The following is a 22,120-nucleotide window of genomic DNA, read 5'->3' as shown; positions in this document are numbered from 1 at the left end:
AAGAAAACCTGTTGAAAAGATGATCAAGAAAACTGTCGAAAATGTCATCACGGCACTTGATGGAGTTCAAGATGGAATGACATTTATGTTAGGGGGTTTTGGGCTTTGCGGTATTCCTGAAAATGCCATTGCCGAATTGGTAAGAAGAGGGATCAAAGATATCACCTGTATCTCGAACAACGCCGGAGTTGATGATTTCGGACTGGGCCTTCTCCTGCAAAAACACCAGATAAAAAAGATGGTATCGTCGTATGTCGGCGAGAATGACGAGTTTGAACGACAGATGTTGAGCGGCGAACTGGAAGTACAGCTCACCCCACAGGGCACCTTGGCAGAAAAATGCCGCGCGGCCCAGGCAGGTATTCCGGCATTTTACACCCCTGCCGGATATGGTACCGAAGTGGCCGAGGGAAAAGAAACCAGGGAATTCGATGGAAAAATGTATGTACTTGAAGAAGCCTACAAGGCCGACTTTGCTTTTGTAAAGGCGTGGAAAGGAGATGAGGCAGGCAACCTTGTTTTCAAGGGAACGGCCCGAAACTTCAACCCCTGTATGTGCGGGGCGGCCAAAATTACTGTAGCCGAAGTTGAAGAGCTTTTGCCCGCAGGCAATCTAGACCCCAACCAAATTCACATACCCGGTATTTTTGTTCAGCGCATCTTTCAGGGCAAAAAATATGAAAAACGAATCGAACAGCGAACGGTAAGGCCAAAAGAAAATGCTTGATAAGAACGGAATAGCAAAACGAATCGCAAAAGAGGTAAAAGACGGCTACTATGTGAACTTGGGTATTGGCATACCCACTTTAGTGGCCAACTTCGTTCGTGACGATATCAATGTCGAATTTCAAAGTGAGAACGGTGTTCTTGGTATGGGGCCTTTTCCATTCGAGGGTGAAGAAGATGCCGATGTCATCAATGCGGGCAAGCAGACCATAACGACTTTGGCAGGAGCTTCGTTTTTTGATTCGTCCACAAGTTTTGGTATGATCCGTGGGCAACATGTCGATCTGACCATTTTGGGCGCTATGGAAGTTGCCGAAAATGGTGACATAGCCAACTGGAAAATTCCAGGAAAAATGGTCAAGGGCATGGGCGGGGCAATGGATCTGGTCGCTTCGGCCGAGAATATAATCGTGGCCATGATGCATACCAACAAAGCAGGCAAGTCAAAATTGTTGAAACGGTGTACATTGCCGTTGACCGGAGTGGGCTGTGTCAAGAAAATCGTGACCAATCTGGCCGTACTCGAAATTACCGATGACGGATTTTTGCTTCTAGAACGTGCCCCAGGGGTATCGGTCGATGAAATCAAGGCAGCGACAGAAGGAAAATTGGTCGTTCAAGATGAGGTTGCTGAAATGACGCTATAGTGCATTTCATCGAAAAAATGGCACACTTCGTTTTTTTGGCAACAATTAACTTTCAATACACAACATAATTTTTGGGGTACAAGCGTTTATTGGTAGTTTTGGTATACGAATTTTGAACCAAATCAACGAACTTAATTTAACCCCTATGGCACCCGAACTTAACCACACAGCAATGCAAGAGGAGATTCAGGTTTATAGAAATGATTTTTACAGTGGCTTTGCCCTATTGGTAAAGAAGCTGTTCATGCTCTAAACGATACTCCCATAAAAAATTGAAAAAGCCGGATCGATGATTCGGCTTTTTTGTTTTTGGGCATTATTTTAGTGGAATGATCCGGCTTCATCAATGTACCGTCAACGACTTACCGGCTTTGGCCAAGATTTCTAAGGAAACCTTTGTGGCGGCATTTGAGAAAGACAACGATCCAGAAGATTTTATCGCTTACGTCAATGAGGCCTTTTCTGTTGAGACCTTGAAGAAACAGCTTGAAAATAATGATGCCTTTTTCTATTTCGTTTATGGTGATGACGAGCTTGTCGGATACTTTAAGATCAACCAAAACGGGGCCCAGACCGAATTAAAGGATGCTTCTTCGCTTGAACTTGAACGAATCTATGTGCTGCCAGAACACCAAGGAAAGAATGTCGGCGGCCTAATTGTGCAAGAAGTGGTCGAACTGGCAAAAAAGATGGGCAAGAAAACATTGTGGCTTGGGGTCTGGGAACATAATCCTAAGGCCATTCGATTCTACGAAAAACATGGTTTCGAAAAGTTTGGTGAGCACCCCTATTTCATCGGCAATGACGAGCAGACAGATTGGTTGATGCGGCTTGCACTTGGTAATTGAAAGTCAAATTAGATTTTCATCATGATTTCAGCACCTCTGTCCAATGTTTCTTGGGTTTTGGCAAAACAGAACCGTAAATGCCTTGCCTCAGAACCATTTCGGTAGAACACCGAAACGGGAATACTTGCGAGCTTGAATTCTTTTATTAGCCGTTCAGCGAATACAATGTCGGGCTCGTCACTAATGGCAGAATAATCGAGTAATTGAAAATAGGTGCCCGAACTAGGGGCAAAGGTAAAACGCGATGCGGCTATGGTCTTCAAAAAATAATCACGTTTTTGTTGGTAAAAGACCCCTAATTCTTCATATCTCCCAGCATTTTTTAAATAGGTGTCCAATGCTCTTTGAATGGGGTGGTTTACAGAGAACACATTGTATTGGTGTACCTTTTGAAATTCTCGCATGAGTTCTTTTGGCGCGACACAGTACCCCATTTTCCAGCCGGTGACATGAAAGGTCTTTCCAAAGGAAGAGCAGATGATGCTACGTTTGGCAAGCTCAGGGTATTTTGCCGCACTTTCATGGTTTTGTTCATCAAAAACGATATGTTCATAGACTTCATCGCTTAAAACGATGATGTTGGTATCTTTGAGCAGTTGCTCAAGTTTGCGCATGTCTTCTTTTGACAAAATGCTTCCCGAAGGGTTGTGTGGGGTATTGATGATCAGCATACGCGTTTTTGGTGACAAAGCCTTTTTCAATCCATCAAAATCAAAGGCAAAATCTGTTCCTTTTAAAGATAACGGCACTACCTTTCCACCGTACAGTTCAATGGCAGGTTCATAACAGTCATATGCGGGTTGTGGCACAATGACCTCATCTCCTTTTTTTACAAAAGCGCTTATGGCCGTGAAAAGGGCTTGGGTCGCACCTGCGGTAATGGTCATTTCATTTTCAGGATGGTAATGGTGACCATACAGCCGCTCTATTTTTTCTGAGATGGTCTCGCGCAATGTAAAAATACCCTGCATCGGCGCATATTGGTTGTGGCCTTCGTTCATCGCTTTGCTGACCAATCGCAACAATTCTGGTGCTACCCCGAAATCTGGATATCCCTGCGAAAGGTTTACAGCACCATGTTGATGGGCCAATTGCCCTATTGTGGCAAAAATGGTGGTTGCCACATTGGGCAGTTTCGAATGAGGGTAGATTTTTTGCAAGGCATCAAGCGATAAGATCGATGATAAAAATACTCAAAAACCTTGTATTCAACGATGGTCAAAAACGGTTGAAGTTTTCATATTGTATAAACTGGTCTAAATACAGTTTATCTCCCTCGGCCTGTAACTGTTTCGCGAAAGAATTTTCGAAAGCGGTACGTATCAGCAGTTTGATGGCCCTCGAATTTGTTTTTGTCAAACTATTCGTTCTGTACAGTACATCCCTGATTGTAGAAAAACTTATGTCGGTCTTTGAAGCAATGTTGGCAAGGTCGTCCTTGTCGGTATTTCTTCTCAAGATAGTTGACATTTGTTCACTGATCGGTTTGCCAAAGTCATTTTCTTCGAACATAATGGTAAAGGGTTTATTTGAGACATTAATTAAGGTAATCGATACAACAGATTTTTAGGGTTAAATGATTCTATAAAACACAGTTGCGTATTTTTTTATATTTGCTTGTAATTGTATTACAGATATATGACGAAATATAGCGTATTCAACAATATATGTAAGATTATTACACAATAATACAATATTATGCTTATATTGAAGCAACTGAGGAAGAAAAAAAAGATAAGTCAAACCGATTTGGCAAATGCCGTTGGGGTCAGTTTGCGTACCATTCAACTTTATGAAAAGAAAGATGCCAACATCCCCATAAAAAATCTTACAAAGATTGCCGAATATTTTGGGTTGAGCATTGCAGAAATGTATATGTATGAAGTAAATGAAAATGAGATCGTTTACTTAAATACCGGTATGCTATCAAGAAAAAACAATAGCGTTTACGATATTGAACCGGGCAAGTACTTCGTCATGGCTCCATTAGTATCACAAAATCAGTACAAGCAGTATATTCAAAACCACACCGATATAAACTTTTTTGAGCGATTGCCCAAAATTGGTTTTATGACAAACAGTGTCACCAGCAATAAATATGTCGCTTTTGAGATAATGGGAGATTCAATGAACGACGGATCTATCGAATCAATACCAAACAAAGCCGTCGTTCTTGGCGAACAATTTGACATCAGTGAAAAGAATCTCCAACAGATCAAGGCATCCCAAAGCCTAAAGGTAATTGTCTGCAAAGACAGGATATTGTGCAAGAAAATTGTGGAATATAGCGAAAAAGCCAATGCCATTCTTTGCACAAACTTGAACAAAAGTCCGGAATATCAAGACTTTGAGTTGCCCATGGCCGATGTGCTACAATTCTTCAACATCGTTAAAAAACAATTGTAGCCAACCTTTCCAGAAAGGGCCCCAAAGGCTTTTCAGCTCGACAAAAAAGAATGTGTTGTCTATTTTTCAATAGACTTCAAATGCAAGACCACTTTCTTCACACATTCATCCAAATTCTTTTTGACCTCACTTTCCCAAAACCTGAAAACGGTATAGCCCAAATTTTCAAGGCCGTCGTTCACCTCTCTATCGCGTTGTATGTTCCGCTCTATTTTGGGGATCCAAAATTCACGGTTCGCTTTTATCTTGTGCTTTCGTTCTTCCCAATCATGCCCGTGCCAGAATTCCCCATCGATGAAGATGGCCGTCTTGTATTTTTTGAGCAGTATATCGGGCTTGCCGATCAATTTTTTATAATCGATGCGATAGCGATAGCCAGTGGCCCACAGAGCCTTTCTAAAGGCCAGTTCAGGTTTGGTGTTCTTGCCCCGGATCTTACCCATGATCTTTGAACGCTCTGGGGTGGTATAAAACCCAGACTCCTCGTTAAAACGTGGCACTTTGATACGCTCTTCAGTATACTTTTTGGGCATGGTAAGGTTATCTTTTGGGTTTCTTCACAATTTCAAGCTTATAACCCACGCCATGAATATTGAGAATATTGATGTGATTGTCATCCTTAAACTTCTTTCTCAGTTTTGAAATAAAGGTATCTAAACTTCGGCCAACAAAAACCCCTTTGTTTTCCCAAACTTCCTTAAGAAGAAAATCACGTTTCACTACTTGGTTTTGATTGGCACAGAATATTTGTAGCAGTTCAGATTCTTTGGAAGTAAGTTTAATGTTCAGGTCGTTTTTCACCAATTCATTTTGATTTTTGTAGAATCTATAGTCGCCAATGGTTTCAAAAGGCAATGTGTCATATACCTTGGTTTCTTGCTTCTTTTTGGTCCAGTAAAGCAAGGCGACTCCCATTATGCCCAAGAGAACAAGTGCATACCAAGAAGCACCCAAACTTAATCCCAATAATACAGTGCTCTTGTTGAAAGACACGTGTATGGTATAACAACTTAAAGGTAGGTTTCGTCCTAGACATGGAATGATGTTTTTTTCCTCACTGTTCGATACGGAATAGCTATATGAGACCTCTTGGCTGTTACAATCTATGACCTCGACCAGATACTCATTCGGAAGGTTCAAAGCGGCAACGTTTTTTTTGATTGCCGCTACAAGGCTATCAGGTATTATGAACAGTTGCGTTTGAAATGATAATTGAAAATTGCGCTGCTCTGTTTCAATGACCGGCAAGACCAAAGAGGTAGAGTCGTTGCTTTGCAATAGCAATGAATTTCCAGTATTTCTTAGTGCCACTTTGACCAAACCTGAGAAAGTTTCATCGTTCCCATTCTGGGAATAACTGCTTACTATCAAAGAAAGCACGAACAAGAAAAGAGCAAAAATTGAATATGTAACCGTTTTCATTCTTATAAACTTCAAGAAGCGAAAAATTGCAATTTTTTGCACTTCATTTACATTTTTTTCACGCCTCGCAGGCAGTCCGAGTCTAGATTTGTCTAAAAAATCGGACAATGAAAAAAATCATCATCTTATTGGTAAGCATCAGCACTATTTCAATTGCGCAAGGACAAGGTAACACAAAAATCGACACGGCAAAAAGCGTGATCAAATGGAGGGGCTCCAATCTTTTTAAGTTCAATGAGCATTATGGCACCGTGAAGTTCTTGAGCGGCAAAATGTCCATAAAAGGAGATTCCATTACCGGAGGAAAATTTGTTGCGGATATGAACAGTATCATGAATACCGATGGCAAATACAATGAGATGTTGGTCTCTCATCTAAAGCATCAAGATTTTTTCGATGTCGAAAAATATCCGACGGCCAGATTGGAGATTGGCAACATAAAACATGAAGACGATGGGCAACTTGAAATCGAAGCACTGTTGACGATAAAAGGAATTTCAAAGCCCATAAAATTTCGATCCACCATTGAAAAAAGACCGGATATGACCTTACTCAAATCGAAGTTTATACTAGATAGAACCCGATGGGGCATCAGTTATGAATCTAAGGGACTACTAGGAAGCGTCAAGGATGAGATTATTTCTGATGCCATTGAATTTGAAGTAATCGTGGTCACAGAGTAAATTTTCACAAATGAAAAAACTTCTTTCTGTTATTTTACTTGGCTTTTTGATTTCGTTCGCTTCCTGCAAACCGAAGGAAAACAATGAAACACTTTGGACCATTGCTTGGAGCCCTGATGCGAAGTACCTGGCTACTGGAGGCGATCATGATGAACTAAAAATTTTTGAAACAAAGACTTTTAAGCTCATCAAAACTTTTCCGGTCAAAGGGGTTCAATTAAGTAGGATAAAATGGCATCCTACGAAGAACATGTTGGCTGTAATAACCCAGAGCAAAACATTCAAGGCGAAAATCTTACATATTGAAGAAGGGAAATGGACAGATTTGGAAGGACTAAAATCTGGTTTTAGAGCTTTGGATTGGAACAGCGACGGGAATCTCCTGGCAGTTTCAGAATTGGAAGATTCAGTTTCAATTTTTTCGGCCAACGGAGCTTTTGTCAGCAGATTTAAGGCCGACCCCAAAGGAGTCGCTGGTCTGGATTGGCATCCTTTCGGGGATATTCTGGTAACCGTGGGTACACACATTGGCGTTTATACAAAAAATGGGGACACCCTAAATACGTTTCAACCTAGAACGGTCGAAACTTTTATGTTGTGCGTGGAATGGCACCCATCTGGTGATTTTTTTGCCATTGGGGATTATGGTGACCTTGAAAATGCAGAGAATAAGCTGGTGCAATTTTGGAATAGCGAAGGAAAAAAACTCAATGAGATACATGGAAGCCTTGCTGAATATCGAAACATAAGGTGGAATCACTCCGGAGAAAAACTGGCAACGGCCAGCGATGCATTGCGTATATGGTCAAAAGAAGCCAAACCCATTGCGGAATCAAAGTCAACGGATGATTATCTGTGGGGAGTGGATTGGAGTCCGGATGGCAAGTTTATAGTCACATCGAGTAGTGAAGGCAAAATTGCTATTTGGAATGAAAATGCAAAACTTGTCAGAGAGTTGGAAGAATGAAAAAACCCAAACTCCCTATTGGAATTTGGGCATATCTTAGGTCGAAATGTCACCTCGAGCAGCGTCGAGAGATTGTGCAAAGAAGTCTCGACCGAGTTTCGTGGACAAACGCTATCCTTTCACCGTAGCTGAAAGATACTCTCGGTTCATACGGGCGATATTCTCAAGAGAGATGCCTTTCGGGCATTCAATCTCGCATGCGCCGGTATTTGTGCAGTTGCCAAAACCTTCGAGATCCATTTGGCGCACCATATTTTGAACCCGTTCCGCAGCTTCTACCCTTCCTTGGGGCAGTAAGGCAAATTGCGAGACCTTGGCCGAGGTGAACAACATGGCACTGGCATTTTTACAGGCGGCGACACAGGCACCACAACCAATGCAGGCAGCAGCGTTGAACGATTTGTCGGCCATTTCTTTTTCAATGGGGATGGCATTGGCATCCACTGGGTTTCCAGAGGTGTTCACAGAAATATAGCCTCCGGCCTGTTGAATGCGGTCAAAGGAGGTTCTATCAACGATCAAGTCTTTGATTACCGGAAATGCCTTGGCGCGCCAAGGTTCAATGACAATGGTATCACCATCATTGAAGCTTCTCATGTGCAATTGGCAAACGGTTATAAGCGATTCGGGCCCGTGCGGACGACCATTGATCATTAGGGAGCAAGTACCGCAGATACCTTCTCGGCAATCGTGGTCGAATTCAACAGGCTCTTCACCTTTTGAGACGAGCTTCTCATTGAGAACATCCAACATTTCCAAGAAAGACATATCGGCTTCGACCCCATCAAGGGTATAATCGACCATGGCCCCCCTGGTATCGGCATCTTTCTGTCTCCAAATTTTCAAGTATATTTTCATGCCTATATGCTTGTTAATAGTTAAGGGTTAATGGTTATTGGTATTGTCTGCATTGATCAAATAGTTGATGTACCCATTTAATAATCGAAGACAATCAATAATCATTGACCTTAATTCATCATATTTTTCTTTTACGATATAATTTTCATCCAAAGCAACCGATAACCAAGCTACTTGTAACTTCTTGTTTTTACCTTAATGTTTTCATATTCAAGGTCTTCTTTGTGCAGCTCGGCCTTGCTCGGGTCACCCTTATATTCCCATGCGGCCACGTACTTAAAGTTTTCGTCGTCGCGAAGGGCCTCTCCCTCTTTTGTCTGATATTCTTCCCTAAAATGCCCCCCACATGATTCATTGCGGTGCAGGGCATCCATGGCGAAAAGCTCGCCGAGTTCCATAAAATCGGCAACACGACCGGCTTTTTCCAGTTCTTGGTTTTTGGCATCGGCTGAACCGGGAATTTTCACATTGTCCCAAAAATCTTTCCTGAGCTCGGCAATTTCTTTTATGGCTTCTTTCAACTCTCTTGCATTTCTGGCCATGCCGCACTTGTTCCACATGATTTTGCCCAATTTTTTGTGGTAGTAATCCACACTATTGGCCCCATTGGCAGACATCAGTTTTTGAATACGGTCACGCACATTCTTTTCAGCTGCATCAAACTCTGCACTCTCGATCGATATAGGTCCGGTTCTGATATCATCGCTGAGATAATCGCCAATGGTATAGGGCAATACAAAATAGCCGTCTGCAAGGCCCTGCATCAAAGCGGAAGCCCCAAGGCGGTTGGCCCCATGATCGCTGAAATTGGCTTCACCGGCGGCATAACAACCGGGCACGGTGGTCATTAAATTGTAATCGACCCAAAGCCCGCCCATGGTATAATGCACGGCCGGATAGATCATCATCGGGGTTTTATATGGATTTTGATCTACGATTTTTTCGTACATCTGAAAGAGGTTGCCGTATTTGGCCTCTACCACTTCTTCGCCCATTTTTCGTACTGTGGCATCATCGGGATCCTTCATGCCCGAAGTCAGTGCCTTTTCGCGGCCGTAGCGCATAATGGCCGAATCAAAATCGAGATAGACCGCTTCTCCGGTCTTATTTACGCCGAAGCCTGCATCACAACGTTCTTTGGCAGCTCGAGAGGCAACATCTCTTGGCACTAAGTTTCCGAAGGCGGGGTATCTTCTTTCCAAATAATAATCTCTTTCTTCCTCTGAAAGTTGGGTAGGTTTTAAGCGGCCCTCACGAATGGCCTCTGCATCCTCCAATCTTTTGGGTACCCAAATACGGCCATCATTGCGAAGCGATTCTGACATCAAGGTCAATTTTGATTGGTGATCGCCCGAAACGGGAATACAGGTCGGGTGAATCTGGGTAAAACAGGGGTTGGCAAAGAAAGCACCCCGTTTGTGCGCTTTCCAAGCGGCCATTACATTGGCCCCCATGCAATAGGTTGAAAGGAAAAACAAATTTCCATAGCCACCAGTGGCCAAAACCACAGCGTGTGCCGAGTGTCTTTCTATTTCACCGCTGACCAGGTCGCGGGCAATGATGCCACGGGCTTTGCCGTCTACAAGTACCAGATCGAGCATCTCGTGGCGGGTGTACGATTTGATTTTACCGCGCTGTATCTGACGGTTCATGGCCGAATAGGCGCCCAAGAGTAATTGTTGGCCTGTTTGACCTTTTGCGTAAAAGGTTCTTGATACCAGAACACCACCGAACGAACGGTTGTCCAACAATCCCCCATACTCACGTGCAAAGGGAACCCCCTGGGCCACGCACTGGTCAATGATATTGGTCGAAACCTCGGCCAAGCGATATACATTGGCTTCGCGAGAGCGGTAATCTCCTCCTTTGACCGTATCATAAAACAACCGGTAAACGCTATCGCCGTCACCTTGGTAATTTTTGGCGGCGTTTATACCTCCTTGGGCAGCAATCGAGTGGGCCCTTCGGGGTGAATCTTGGTAACAAAAAGTCTTGACGTTGTAACCAAGTTCTGCCAAAGTCGCTGCAGCTGATCCACCTGCCAAGCCCGTACCGACCACGATAACATCGATGTTTCGTTTGTTGGCAGGGTTGACCAAGTCAATTTCATTTTTATGCTTGGTCCATTTTTCGGCCAATGGCCCAGATGGAACTTTAGAATCCATTACGCCCATAATTAATGTGTTATTGGGTTAAGGTGATGGTAAATGGCGATGAAGACAAAAGCCAATGGAACCACTACCGCAAATAGTTTTGTGAACTTCTTGATGCCCGGGGTATACTTGTTGTTCACCCCCATTGATTGCAATGAGGAGGCAAAACCGTGCCAGAGGTGCAGGGCCAGTAATATAAATGATACCACATAGAGTACCGTTCGCCATATTGGCTCAAATTTTTCGACGGTCTCGGCATAGTACCGGGTGGGATCTTCAGGCAGTGAAGCCACATATTTGTAATTCATTTCATGAATCCAGAAATCATAAAAATGCAACCCGAGAAAGGCCAAGATCACCAGACCTGAATAGATCATGTTTCGCGAGACCCACGAGGCATTGGCACTGCCCTTAAATTTCACATAATTGATGCCCCTGGCCCTTTTGTTCTGTATTTCCAGCACAAAGCCCATGACAAAATGTATGACGACCCCGGCAATCAAAATGGGCTGCATGATAAATTGCACGATCGGGTTGTAGCCCATAAAATGGGAAGCCTCATTAAAAAAATCAGGAGAAATGACAGAAGCTAGGTTAATGGTGACATGGAGTACCAAAAAAATGACCAAAAAAAGACCCGAAAGCGCCATGACGACTTTTCGGGCAATCGAAGATTTTATCAATCCGCTCATTAGCTGTTGGTTTTACCACAAATTTACGGTACGAACGAGTTTTAACAAACTTTGAAAGTACCAAAAATACTTATTTAGAAGCGTTTTGATCAATGTTATAATTGCTTTGGTCAAAATCTACCTACAAATTGGCTCGATTGTAAAATTTACCCGATATTAGGCTGAAGATCAGCCGCACTAACTACCAAAATGGACATTGCCATACTTTCCGTTAGCCTCAATGTACATTCCACAAAGCGAATCGTGGAAGAAGCACAACGGGCGGGGCACTATGTAGAACTTATCGACCATACGAAATGCTCTGTTAAATTGGGAGGGGGAAGCCCCAGAATCTATATGGGTGAAGATGATGTCACTGATGAATTCGATGCCATCATACCCAGAATAGGGGCAAAAGTGACCCGACACGGTGCTGCGATCGTCAAGCAGTTCGAAATGAACGGGGTGTTCAGCACTGCCCGTTCTTTGGGCATTACCAGGGCGCGGAACAAGGTGAGAACACTTCAGATCATGGCCAGAAAGGGAATCCCGATCCCTGAAACGGTTTTTTCGATCAATCCTGATAATATTGAAGAACAAATAAAACTACTTGGCGGCCCGCCGGTCATCATAAAACTTCAAGAAGGCACCCATGGGCTGGGCGTTATACTCGCAGAGAGCAAGAAATCGGCGAAATCGATCATCGATACGTTTTACAAGATGGATACCAGCATTCTTATTCAGAAATATATTGAAGAAGCCAATGGTGAAGACATTCGAATCATAGTGGTCGGCAACCGGGTCGTTGCCAGTATGAAGCGCAAAAGTGAGCTGGACGATTTCAGGTCGAACGTTCATCGAGGCGCCGAGGCCGAGGCCATCAAACCCACGGCAAAAGAACAGTATATTGCGCTGAACGCTACAAAATATTTGGGCCTTGGTGTAGCGGGGGTAGATTTGATCCGCTCCAAAAAGGGACCGTTATTGATAGAGGTCAATGCTTCACCTGGGCTGAAGGGAATTGAAGGGGCCACTGGTATAAATGTTGCAGAACATATTGTGAAGTTCGTAGAAAGAAATGCATTCAAGAGAAGAAAATAAGACGATAACCGTCAATGGCAATACAGTAAAACCAGGACAAAGCCAATTGGTTCGCATCGAAATTGCACGTTTGCCGACCGGTACATTGATCGATATACCCATTCATGTTTTCAATGGCAAACAAGCCGGCCCCACAGTTTTGGTGCAGGCGGGGCTGCACGGCGATGAAATCAACGGAGTCGAAGCGTTGAGAAGGTTATTGAAAGACAGGGCACTCAAAATTGAAAAGGGAGCGTTGATCGTGGTGCCCGTCTTGAATATTTTTGGATTCATACATTTCTCTAGGGATGTACCTGATGGGAAAGATGTGAACCGCAGTTTTCCGGGTAGTAGCAAGGGCTCATTGGCCAGTAGAATCGCCTACCACTATACCTCTGAGGTACTGCCGCAAATAGATATTGCCATTGATTTGCATACAGGGGGGGCGCAACGGCACAACCATCCGCAGGTAAGGTACACATCTGGAGATTCAAAGAGCGAAGAACTGGCCGCTTTATTTGACGCCCCATTCCATTTCCCATCTAAATTGATAAGGGGTTCCTTTAGAAAGGTGATGCATACCATGAGGAAACCCGTTCTGATATATGAGGCAGGGGAAAGCATGCGGTTTGATGAGCACTCGATCAAGACCGCGGTAACTGGTATCAAGAATGTTTTGGGGCATTTGGGGATGATATCAAAAGGGAAACGAAAACCGAAATCTATGCATTTGAAAACTACCAAATGGTTGCGTGCCCCTAGGGCGGGCATGTTTATCCCTGAAATAGAAAATGGAAGCAGTGTCAGCAAAAACCAGATTTTGGGGGCGATAAACGATACGTATTCAAAAACGAACAAAAAAATAAAGGCCCCTTCAGACGGCCATATCATTTGTATCAACCATCAAGCAGTCGTGAATCAAGGTGACGCACTGTTTCATATTGGCCGCTAATTTATTGCGCTGCTCATTTTACTTCTCTGTTCAATTTTTGCAACGCTCCATTCAATGGCCTCTTCAATATCGGTAAACTGATTGATGGAATTTTGAAAGAACATTTTTTCCAACACCAAACTGGCAAAACTCCCTTTGGTGCTGCCCACTACAGAATAAAAATCGAGTTGGTGCCGGTTCGTATAGAATTTGATCCAATCTGAGGGCACTATGGTGTAGTCGTTGATACGGTTAGAGATATAGGCGATGGGCATATCTTCTCCATATATTTCAACGGCGGCTTTGACGGCTTTTTTGGCCATGCCCCATGTCATGTGAACCCCTTCTTTCATCTCAGAAATGACCAGTCCGTCGAAATAATAGAAGAAACCAAATTCGAATTCGCGTATCTCGCGAATGTTCTTGAAAAAATCAAGTTCGCGCACACTTTTCATAGCTAGTTAGTTGGCGTTAAAAGTTGAATATTAAAGATACTAATTTCCTTTTAGTTTCAGTGAAAGTAAAGGAGCATTGAAAGTGATGAAAATTCTGATATTCCATTGCCCGAAAGAATACGGGCGGTGTAGGCTATTTTTCCATATTCTTGAGCTGTATGCCCAAGGCTCTGGTCGATAACTGTACCTCGATCAGCGACAGCACCAATGAGACCATCAAAAAAATCAGGCTGATACCGAAAATCACATTGGCCCACACATTCATTTCGACGTAGATCATGAACATGGAAACCGCCGCAAATAAAAAGCTGGCGATAGCGGTGGCCTGCATGTTTTTAATGATGTTCAGTCGTTTTCGCAATGACTCGATCTGTCGTTTTAGCGGACTTGCCTGGGTTTCTTCAAATTGTTTATGTAACTGCCGTATCAAGGCTGCGATGGCCAGATAACGGGCATTGTAGGCCAACATGGTCAACGAGACCGCTGGAAACAATAAAGCGGGTATGGTAAGGGTAAGCTGCATTATTCTATCTCAAATTCGACTTTTTCTAGACCACTATTGTTTGAAATCTCAACCAAATACTTGCCTTTGGGCAAGTAGGTCTTTCCATTTTTGGCTTCCTTCAATTCCATTTTGTTCTTTTTCAAAAAATTCTTTTTTCCTTCTTTTGTGAAGGCCACATCATAGGAAAGGATATTCAGGCCCTTGTCTGTTTGCATTGTTGTGGAACTAACTTCAATACCATCAATGGTTTTCACAGAAGCATTTATATTCTCGGAAAACGAAGTATAAAAATGCACATCCAAACCGGGAGTATTGGGCTTGCTCCACAAGCTCCAGCTGTTGCCCCAACGTTCTGAGTGCTTGATGTTGTCAACCCCGAAGACATGTAAGTTCTTGGCCATTACCTGGGCGTTCATTTTTTGAAGGCTTGAAATACCTGCCTTGTAAATGCTTCGGCCATGGGTGCCCACCAACAAATGTTTGGCCTCAGGTTGAACCACCAGATCGTGTACCGCTACGTTGGGCATGCCATTTTGAAATAGCTCCCAAGATTCACCACGATTGAACGATGCGTACAATCCGTTATCGGTGCCTACAAAGAGCAGATTTTCATTTTTTGGATCTTCGGTCAAAGCATTCACGGGTGAGTTGGGAATGTTACTTGAAATATTCTTCCAAGTCTTTCCGTGGTCGTCGCTCATGTACACATGAGAAGTGAAATCATCCCACCGGTATCCGTTCAAGGTAACATAGACCCGTTCTTTTTTGTGCTTGCTGGCGGCAACTTCGCTGACCCATAAGTCTTTGGGGAAAGAACTGGAAATAAGCTCCCAACTGCCCCCAGCATTTTTGGTCACATGTACCAGACCATCATCACTACCTACATAGATCAATCCGAATTTGAACGGTGATTCTGAAATGGTGGTCAAGGTGCCATAGGCGACATTTCCTTTTTTACCGCCTTTGGTCAAATCGTCTGAAATGGCTTCCCAATCATCACCTTGGTTCATCGAACGGTGCAGTTTATCGCTTCCGAGATATAGAATATCTTGATTGTGCGGGCTCAACAAAATGGGTGTCTGCCAATTAAAGCGATAAGGTGCTTCGCCCAGTTCGTGTTTGGGCTGTATTCGGGTGTTTTTTCCTTCATCCAAATGCAATCGAAAATAATTTCCGAATTGAAATCCAGTATATACGATATCGCTGTTGCGATTATCAATCTGTACCTGCATGCCATCACCACCCATGATGCGCTGCCAAGGATTTTTACCCTCAGCGAGCCAACGACTGTTTTCCTCGTTGTTATGGGCACCTTTCCACACACCATTGTCTTGCAGACCACCATATACGTGATACGGTTCTTCGTTATCGACATTTATGGCATAGAACTGGCCAACGGTGGGCGAATTGTTCTTCATCCAGTACTTGCCATCGTTATAGGTGATATTGACCCCACCGTCATTGCCATTGATGAGGTGGCCCGACCGCTTTGGATTTATCCATAGGGCATGGTGGTCGGCGTGTACGTTTTCTTTGTCGATGGCCTCGTAGGTTTTGCCACCATCGGTCGACATGATGAGCGGTACCCCTGATAGGTAGATTTTGTCTTTGTCATTGGGGTCGACACCGATTTGCCCAAAGTAATAGCCGTAACTGTAAAAGAGGTCATCGATATGGTCTTTGTTCATTTTTTGCCAAGTTTTGCCCGCATCATCACTGCGATAGACCTCGGCCCCTATAACGGGGGTATCGAAGAGCAATGAGTTGGCATTTTCAAGATACTTGGCAAGGTCAATGGGCTGTACCGCACCATCGCGCACCATGTTTTTCACATTTTCGGCGCGGTACTTTTCTTGAAAACCATTGGTCTTGAGAAAATCATTCAACTCTTTATTGTCGAGCGCCAAAAAAGAAGCCTTGTCCATCGTCTTGAAATCTTCCTTGGTCAGTCCATCTTTTATCTTTTCCCCGACTGTTTTTTCTCGCCTGAATTGGTTGTCATGTACGGCATAGACCGTATTGTCATCAAAAACGGCCAGGCCAATTCTACCGACTCCATCACCTGTGGGAAAACCACTTTCTGAAACGGTGACCAAATTCCAACTGTTACCTCCATCGACGCTTTTGTAGATGCCCGAGGTATTACCGTTACCGGTAAAGTTCCAGGCTTTTCGGTCTTTCTGCCATGCCGCGGCATATTGGATGGTAAAATCATCAGGGGCATGTGCCACATCGATAATGCCGGTTTCGGCATTGACAAAAAGTGTCTTTCGCCAAGTTTTTCCACCATCGGTAGTCTTGTAAATGCCCCGTTCTTCATTGGGTGAATACAAATGCCCCGTTACACCGACGACCACTTCATCGGGCTTATTGGGGTTGATGATGATTCTACCGATATGGTGTGAATCTTGTAGCCCCATGTTCTGCCAGGTTTTTCCGCCATCGGTAGATTTCAAGATACCTATGCCCGCATACGACGAACGAGACGAATTGTTTTCACCCGTGCCGACCCAAAGAATACCATTTTTCCAATCTACGGCGATGTCGCCGATGTTCTGCGTATTTGAATTGTCCAGTATTGGAGTGAAAGAAATGCCATTGTCACGGGTGTACCACAGACCGCCCGAGGCGTAGGCCGTATAAAATTCGGTCGGATTGTTGGGGTTGACAGCCAAATCGACAACGCGGCCACTCATTATCGAAGGGCCTATGTTTTTTAATGGAATGTTCTTGACCAAAGAAGTTTTGGCCATTTCAGCTTTTCGTTGCAGTGCTTTCATGACCTGTACAGCAGATGTGGCAGGTTGCTGTGACAGGGCCATTTGAAAAATCAGGAAAACAGAAAGAAAAAAGGGTATTCTCATCTCGATAGGGTTAATTAGCCCTGAAAGGTAGGAAAAGCAAGTTGTAGGAACAAACCCACGAACCACCTATCAATTCTGATAAAAATTAGATTTATCAACTAAAATTTTGACGATATGGCAAAATTTATGTTTATTTATTGACAAGTAACCATTAAAACTATAAATATGGAAGAGTATTTGCCATTGATCATTCAATTGATTTCAGGAGCCCTTGGAGGCAATCTGGCCGCAAAATTGTTGCCCAAGTTGAATTTGGGCACTCTGGGCAATTCAATCTCAGGAATACTTGGCGGTGGACTGGGGGGCTATGTTTTAGGAGCCCTGGGCTTGGGCACTGACGGTGGTATGGATGCTGCTGGCATTTTAGGAAGTGTGGCCGGTGGTGGTGTCGGTGGTGGCATAATCATGGCCATTATCGGGGCCATAAAAAATGCCATGTCAAAATAATCAATGGACACACATTTTTTTCAAAGAGGGCCAACAGCCCTCTTTTTGTTTTGTGTCCCTTTGGCAAATCGCTACTTTTGAAAAAAGCAAACCAATCGATGAAGTACGACCCAATACCGAGCTCATTGTTCGTTAAAAACCGAAAGAAATTCATGGCGCAAATGCGGCCCAAGAGCATTGCCGTGTTCAACTCCAACGATATTTACCCCATCAGCGCAGATAGTACCATGCCTTTCAAACAGCACCGTGATATCTTTTATTTAAGCGGGGCCGACCAAGAAGAGACCATTTTACTTTTGTTTCCTGATGCATTGAATGTTAAGCATCGAGAGGTGTTGTTCGTTCGAGAGACCAATGAGCATATTGCCGTTTGGGAGGGGGCCAAGCTCACCAAAGAACAGGCTACAATGGTTTCGGGGATTGAAACCATTTATTGGCTCAATGATTTCGACAAGGTCTTCTTTGATTTGATGACCGAGGCCGAAACCATCTATTTCAATACGAACGAGCACTATCGCCAGGCCGTTGAGACCCAGACCCGCGAAGACCGCTTTATCGAAAAGTGCAAAAGAGATTTCCCGGCGCACCAGTGGGCGAAGAGCAACCCGATTTTACAAGAGATCAGGGGAATCAAAGAACCTGAAGAAATTGAACTGATGCAACAGGCCTGCAACATTACCGAAAAGGGGTTCAGAAGGATATTGGAATTCACCAAACCCGGGGTTTGGGAGTATGAGTTGGAGGCAGAGTATCTACATGAGTTCATCCGTAACCGTTCCCAAGGCTTTGCCTATACACCCATCATTGCCTCGGGAAACAATGCCAACGTACTGCACTATATCGAAAACAACCAACAATGCAAAGACGGTGATCTGATTTTGATGGATGTCGGTGCTGAATATGCCAATTACTCTAGCGATATGACCCGTACCATTCCTGTGGGCGGGCGGTTCAACAAACGACAGAGAGAAGTGTACGAAGCTGTGCTCAGGGTCAAGAATGAGGCGACCAAAATGCTCGTGCCGGGTACAATTTGGGCAGAATATCATGAAGAAGTCGGTAAGGTCATGACCTCAGAATTATTGAACTTGGGGTTGTTGGATGCCGCAGATGTGAATAACGAGAATCCCGATTGGCCCGCCTATAAAAAATACTTTATGCATGGTACCAGCCACCATATCGGTTTGGACACCCATGACTATGGTGCCTTAAAGACCCCCATGAAAGCGAACATGGTGTTTACGGTAGAACCGGGCATCTATATACCTGAAGAGGGATTCGGCATTCGCCTTGAAGATGATGTGGTCATTCAAAAATCTGGTGAACCGTTAAATTTGATGCGCGATATTCCCATTGAGGCAGACGAGTTGGAAGAGTTGATGAATGGCTGATGGTTAATCGTTGCCTGTCAATGATCGATTGTCATTTCGAACGCATGTGAGAAATCTATTTTTTGAAAATGAAATTTTTAGTAGCCCTTTTACAACAGCCCGATATCGAAAAAAAGATGGAAGAAGCCCCCAATAGTGCTTACGAAATAGGGGTGGTCATCGGGTCATACCTTCCTTTTGTTGCTTTGGTGGCTATTGCTTATCTGATTTATCACTATCAGAAAAAAAGAAGGGGTTCTGAATGACATTGGCACAAATAAGGGTGATCAATGCGGGCAGTACCCATCCCATATGAAAGCCCGAAAGCGGAATCCAGTTTTTAACACTTTGCAAGTGTGCTGCAAAACCAAGGCTTGAGAGAAAATCTGGAATACTGAACAAAATGGTCATGGCGACCGTCAACTGAAAAACCCTTTTTGAAACCCATTTCTCGGGCAATACGTTCAAAAAGATCAACACGATGGTAATGGGATAAATGAACATCAGTGCCGGTATGGCCACGGCAATGATATAATCGACGTTGAACCGGCCCATCAAGACCCCTAGTGCACACCCCAAAACAGCCGTGATGGTGTAGGCTTTTTGCGAATCATTGAACCTGCCCTTGACAAAATCGGCGGTACCGGTAACGATGCCCACGGCTGTGGTAAAACAAGCGAGGCTCACCAAAAGACCCAAAAAAAGGTTGGCGGTATTGCCCATGGTCTTGAGGCTGATGCCGCTCAAGATTGCGGTTCGGCCGATGTCAGGTGAAAATTCACCTTGCATGAGGGCCCCCGTCAAAATGAGTCCGGTGTAGATGAGAAAGAGTCCGAGACCCGCCAACCATCCCGCCTTGGCGATAAGGCTTCTTTTTGTCGCATAGTCGGTTGTGGTATTTTTTAGGTTGATGGAAATGATGATGACCCCGCCAACAACTACCGCGCCAATGGCGTCAAAAGTTTGATACCCTTCTAAAATGCCATGTGAGAACGGATGGGGGAATTCAGAACCTCCAAAATAAAAATCCATGGAAAAAGCAGTAATACCGATGATACAGAAAAGAATAAGGATAATGGCCGGCGTCATAAGCTTTCCGATGATATCCAGTATTTTGGAGCGGTTCATCACAAAAATGAAAACCAAGATAAAATACACTGTGCTTGTCAACAACGGGGAGGATCCAAACAGTGGCGCAACCCCCATTTCATGGGTCACCGATGCAGTGCGTGGTGAAGGTAGACTGATAGATATGGCATACACCAAATAACAGTAAAACAAGCTGAAGGTCGGAGATACCTTTTTTGCGAAATCGAACATGGTGCCCTGCAGTTTTGCATGCGCCAAAATGCCCAAAATGGGAATCAAAACAGCAGAAAGACAAAAACCAAGTGCCACCGACCACCAAAATTCACCTGACTTGAACCCCAATTGGGGCGGTAAAATGAGATTGCCGGCGCCAAAGAACAAAGAAAAAAGCGCAAATGTGACTACAAATAGTTGCTTTTTTGATATCAAAGGCTTGGTTTTATTGGGAAAGATAGGTCAAATATTGTATATTGACCACAGCATCATTTCGACCCTACAGATGAACTATATCAGTATTTCATCGAAAAAGGATGAATACAAAAAATAAAAGCTGTACAGCGGCGTTGCTGTTTTAACGATAACATCTAAAAAACACTTTCAAACGTATAACAATTAGTGAATTAGCATTATCGGTCCCCAAATCGTACAATGCACCCAAAAACCGACTTATGAAAAATACGACTTCCCCTAAAGGCAACTTTTTCAGTGCTCTTTTCTGCAATCTTTTTGGCCATCACTATGTGGTCTCAAGAAAAGTGACCGGACACATTAAAGAATACACGTGCCTGCATTGCCAAAAGCAGGTAACGACCGACGCTAGCGGAAAACTATCAGCGCTCACGCCCCAAATGCGTGAAATCAATAGTGCTTTGCAAGATATGTACCGCAAGCGCAGTGGCCGTATGGTGCAGAACGTGGCTTAATCATGAAATGAATTCCACCCCTGCGCTTTTAGGGGAATCTTGGTATTGGCCCTGGTGATTAAATGGGCCCCCTCTTTTTTGTCGGTCATATGCCCGATTACCGTCAAATTCGGATTGCCCTTTATCTTATCAAAATCTTTTTGATCGATGGTGAACAGAAGTTCATAGTCTTCCCCTCCGCTCAATACGATCATTGTACTATCCATTTTAAACTCTTCTGCAGTTGATATTACCGTGGGATCAAGTGGCAGTTTATCTTCAAACAGATTGCAGCCTACCCCACTTTGCTCGCAGAGGTGCAAAATTTCAGATGAAAGCCCATCACTGATGTCGATCATTGAAGTGGGCCGTACTTTCAATTTTTCAAAGAGCTCGATAATGTCTTTGCGGGCTTCGGGCTTTAGTTGTCGTTCAATGATATAAGAATAGGGGTCCAGGTCAGGTTGGCTATTGGGGTTTACCTTGAAGACTTCCTTTTCACGTTCCAAAACTTGAAGGCCTAAATAAGCACCCCCCAAGTCTCCAGAAACCACCAAAAGATCATTGGGTTTTGTGCCCGAACGATATACAATATGCTCTTCAGGGGCGGCACCAAGTGCGGTAACACTGATGAGCATGCCCTTTGTTGACGAAGTGGTATCGCCGCCTACCATATCAACACCATAAATCTTGCAGGCAGTGGCCACCCCGGCATAAAACTCTTCTAAAGCTTCAAGTGAAAAACGGTTCGATACCGCTAGTGACACCGTAATCTGTGTGGGCAGGGCATTCATGGCGCAAATATCGGAAAGGTTCACGATGACCGATTTATAGCCCAAATGCCTTAAGGGCATATAGCTGAGGTCGAAATGAACGCCCTCGACCAGAAGATCGGTTGAAACGATTGTCTTTTTGCCCGCAAAATCAAGAACGGCGGCATCATCGCCAACGCCTTTCATTGTTGAGGGCTGTGTCAATGGGAAATCTTTGGTCAAGTGTTTGATCAAGCCAAACTCACCCATTTTTTCAAGTGATGTACGTTTTTGGTTTTTATCTTCAAGCATTTTACAAAAGTACAGCGGACAAATATAAATCG

General features: G+C 43.9%; 23 protein-coding genes. 11 read left to right on the top strand and 12 right to left on the bottom strand.

Going from position 1 to position 22,120, the window contains the following annotated elements:
- Positions 1–19 precede the first annotated feature (19 nt).
- The 3 genes from L0P89_RS07165 to L0P89_RS07155 all read left to right on the top strand — a co-directional run bounded on the left by L0P89_RS07165 (position 20) and on the right by L0P89_RS07155 (position 2,221).
- The gene (locus tag L0P89_RS07165) at positions 20–727 is read left to right on the top strand and encodes a CoA transferase subunit A (protein WP_235267724.1); all 708 of its coding nucleotides are present in this window, start codon (positions 20–22) and stop codon (positions 725–727) included.
- A complete protein-coding gene (locus L0P89_RS07160) occupies positions 720–1,373 on the top strand; it encodes a CoA transferase subunit B (RefSeq protein ID WP_235267723.1) in 654 nt (217 codons plus the stop codon). The genes L0P89_RS07165 and L0P89_RS07160 overlap by 8 nt, the downstream gene beginning before the upstream one ends.
- 329 nt (positions 1,374–1,702) lie before the next feature.
- Positions 1,703–2,221, top strand: coding sequence for a GNAT family N-acetyltransferase (locus L0P89_RS07155; RefSeq protein ID WP_235267722.1), 519 nt, complete (start codon positions 1,703–1,705; stop codon positions 2,219–2,221).
- 8 nt (positions 2,222–2,229) lie between these two features.
- On the opposite strand, the gene L0P89_RS07150 is transcribed toward L0P89_RS07155, so the two are convergent.
- Together L0P89_RS07150 and L0P89_RS07145 are read right to left on the bottom strand one after the other, a co-directional pair.
- Complete coding sequence (locus L0P89_RS07150) at positions 2,230–3,381, bottom strand: methionine aminotransferase (RefSeq protein WP_313790948.1); 1,152 nt, start codon at positions 3,379–3,381, stop codon at positions 2,230–2,232.
- Between the two features lie 58 nt (positions 3,382–3,439).
- Positions 3,440–3,733: a hypothetical protein gene (locus L0P89_RS07145; RefSeq protein WP_235267720.1), complete on the bottom strand. Its 294-nt coding sequence runs from the start codon at positions 3,731–3,733 to the stop codon at positions 3,440–3,442.
- A 186-nt stretch (positions 3,734–3,919) separates the two neighbouring features.
- Between L0P89_RS07145 and L0P89_RS07140 the strand changes: the two genes are divergently transcribed.
- A complete protein-coding gene (locus L0P89_RS07140; protein WP_235267719.1) occupies positions 3,920–4,627 on the top strand; it encodes a helix-turn-helix domain-containing protein in 708 nt (235 codons plus the stop codon).
- Positions 4,628–4,686: 59 nt separating this feature from the next.
- On the opposite strand, the gene L0P89_RS07135 is transcribed toward L0P89_RS07140, so the two are convergent.
- A complete protein-coding gene (locus L0P89_RS07135) occupies positions 4,687–5,160 on the bottom strand; it encodes a very short patch repair endonuclease (RefSeq protein WP_235267718.1) in 474 nt (157 codons plus the stop codon).
- A gap of 7 nt (positions 5,161–5,167) precedes the next feature.
- The gene (locus tag L0P89_RS07130; protein WP_235267717.1) at positions 5,168–6,049 is read right to left on the bottom strand and encodes a winged helix-turn-helix domain-containing protein; all 882 of its coding nucleotides are present in this window, start codon (positions 6,047–6,049) and stop codon (positions 5,168–5,170) included.
- Between the two features lie 107 nt (positions 6,050–6,156).
- On the opposite strand from L0P89_RS07130, the gene L0P89_RS07125 reads away from it, so the two are divergent.
- On the top strand, positions 6,157–6,732 hold the full coding sequence (locus tag L0P89_RS07125) for a YceI family protein (protein ID WP_235267716.1): 576 nt from the start codon (positions 6,157–6,159) through the stop codon (positions 6,730–6,732).
- A 10-nt stretch (positions 6,733–6,742) separates the two neighbouring features.
- Positions 6,743–7,699: a WD40 repeat domain-containing protein gene (locus tag L0P89_RS07120; protein ID WP_235267715.1), complete on the top strand. Its 957-nt coding sequence runs from the start codon at positions 6,743–6,745 to the stop codon at positions 7,697–7,699.
- Between the two features lie 111 nt (positions 7,700–7,810).
- Here the strand turns inward: L0P89_RS07120 and L0P89_RS07115 are convergent, their stop codons facing one another.
- The 3 genes from L0P89_RS07115 to L0P89_RS07105 all read right to left on the bottom strand — a co-directional run bounded on the left by L0P89_RS07115 (position 7,811) and on the right by L0P89_RS07105 (position 11,402).
- A complete protein-coding gene (locus L0P89_RS07115; protein WP_235267714.1) occupies positions 7,811–8,557 on the bottom strand; it encodes a succinate dehydrogenase/fumarate reductase iron-sulfur subunit in 747 nt (248 codons plus the stop codon).
- A gap of 170 nt (positions 8,558–8,727) precedes the next feature.
- Positions 8,728–10,731: a fumarate reductase/succinate dehydrogenase flavoprotein subunit gene (locus L0P89_RS07110; RefSeq protein WP_235267713.1), complete on the bottom strand. Its 2,004-nt coding sequence runs from the start codon at positions 10,729–10,731 to the stop codon at positions 8,728–8,730.
- A 2-nt stretch (positions 10,732–10,733) separates the two neighbouring features.
- Complete coding sequence (locus L0P89_RS07105; protein ID WP_235267712.1) at positions 10,734–11,402, bottom strand: succinate dehydrogenase cytochrome b subunit; 669 nt, start codon at positions 11,400–11,402, stop codon at positions 10,734–10,736.
- Positions 11,403–11,591: 189 nt separating this feature from the next.
- Between L0P89_RS07105 and L0P89_RS07100 the strand changes: the two genes are divergently transcribed.
- Positions 11,592–12,482 carry a RimK family alpha-L-glutamate ligase gene (locus L0P89_RS07100; protein ID WP_235267711.1) on the top strand — a complete coding sequence of 297 codons (891 nt, stop codon included), beginning with the start codon at positions 11,592–11,594 and terminating at the stop codon, positions 12,480–12,482.
- Positions 12,460–13,413: a succinylglutamate desuccinylase/aspartoacylase family protein gene (locus L0P89_RS07095; RefSeq protein ID WP_235267710.1), complete on the top strand. Its 954-nt coding sequence runs from the start codon at positions 12,460–12,462 to the stop codon at positions 13,411–13,413. Before L0P89_RS07100 ends, L0P89_RS07095 begins: the two co-directional genes overlap by 23 nt.
- Here the strand turns inward: L0P89_RS07095 and L0P89_RS07090 are convergent.
- The 3 genes from L0P89_RS07090 to L0P89_RS07080 all read right to left on the bottom strand — a co-directional run bounded on the left by L0P89_RS07090 (position 13,410) and on the right by L0P89_RS07080 (position 17,216).
- A complete protein-coding gene (locus L0P89_RS07090; RefSeq protein ID WP_235267709.1) occupies positions 13,410–13,847 on the bottom strand; it encodes a hypothetical protein in 438 nt (145 codons plus the stop codon). The genes L0P89_RS07095 and L0P89_RS07090 overlap by 4 nt on opposite strands.
- Positions 13,848–13,980: 133 nt before the next feature.
- Complete coding sequence (locus L0P89_RS07085; RefSeq protein WP_235267708.1) at positions 13,981–14,370, bottom strand: DUF2721 domain-containing protein; 390 nt, start codon at positions 14,368–14,370, stop codon at positions 13,981–13,983.
- On the bottom strand, positions 14,370–17,216 hold the full coding sequence (locus L0P89_RS07080; RefSeq protein WP_235267707.1) for a VPS10 domain-containing protein: 2,847 nt from the start codon (positions 17,214–17,216) through the stop codon (positions 14,370–14,372). Before L0P89_RS07080 ends, L0P89_RS07085 begins: the two co-directional genes overlap by 1 nt.
- Positions 17,217–17,381: 165 nt before the next feature.
- Between L0P89_RS07080 and L0P89_RS07075 the strand changes: the two genes are divergently transcribed.
- Entirely contained in the window at positions 17,382–17,663 is a 282-nt protein-coding gene (locus L0P89_RS07075) for a hypothetical protein (RefSeq protein WP_235267706.1), read from the top strand.
- Positions 17,664–17,761: 98 nt separating this feature from the next.
- Positions 17,762–19,054: an aminopeptidase P family protein gene (locus tag L0P89_RS07070; protein WP_235268001.1), complete on the top strand. Its 1,293-nt coding sequence runs from the start codon at positions 17,762–17,764 to the stop codon at positions 19,052–19,054.
- Between the two features lie 192 nt (positions 19,055–19,246).
- Here the strand turns inward: L0P89_RS07070 and brnQ are convergent, their stop codons facing one another.
- A complete protein-coding gene (brnQ, locus tag L0P89_RS07065) occupies positions 19,247–20,551 on the bottom strand; it encodes a branched-chain amino acid transport system II carrier protein (protein ID WP_235267705.1) in 1,305 nt (434 codons plus the stop codon).
- 239 nt (positions 20,552–20,790) lie between these two features.
- On the opposite strand from brnQ, the gene L0P89_RS07060 reads away from it, so the two are divergent.
- Complete coding sequence (locus tag L0P89_RS07060; protein ID WP_235267704.1) at positions 20,791–21,045, top strand: hypothetical protein; 255 nt, start codon at positions 20,791–20,793, stop codon at positions 21,043–21,045.
- Here L0P89_RS07060 and thiL read toward each other — a convergent pair.
- Entirely contained in the window at positions 21,042–22,088 is a 1,047-nt protein-coding gene (gene thiL / locus L0P89_RS07055; RefSeq protein ID WP_235267703.1) for a thiamine-phosphate kinase, read from the bottom strand. The two genes, L0P89_RS07060 and thiL, sit on opposite strands and share 4 nt — an antisense overlap.
- Between the last annotated feature and the right edge of the window lie 32 nt (positions 22,089–22,120).

The organism is Muricauda sp. SCSIO 65647 (assembly GCF_021534965.1).
Taxonomy (GTDB): domain Bacteria; phylum Bacteroidota; class Bacteroidia; order Flavobacteriales; family Flavobacteriaceae; genus Flagellimonas_A.
This window is presented reverse-complemented; position numbering and strand designations above follow the sequence as displayed.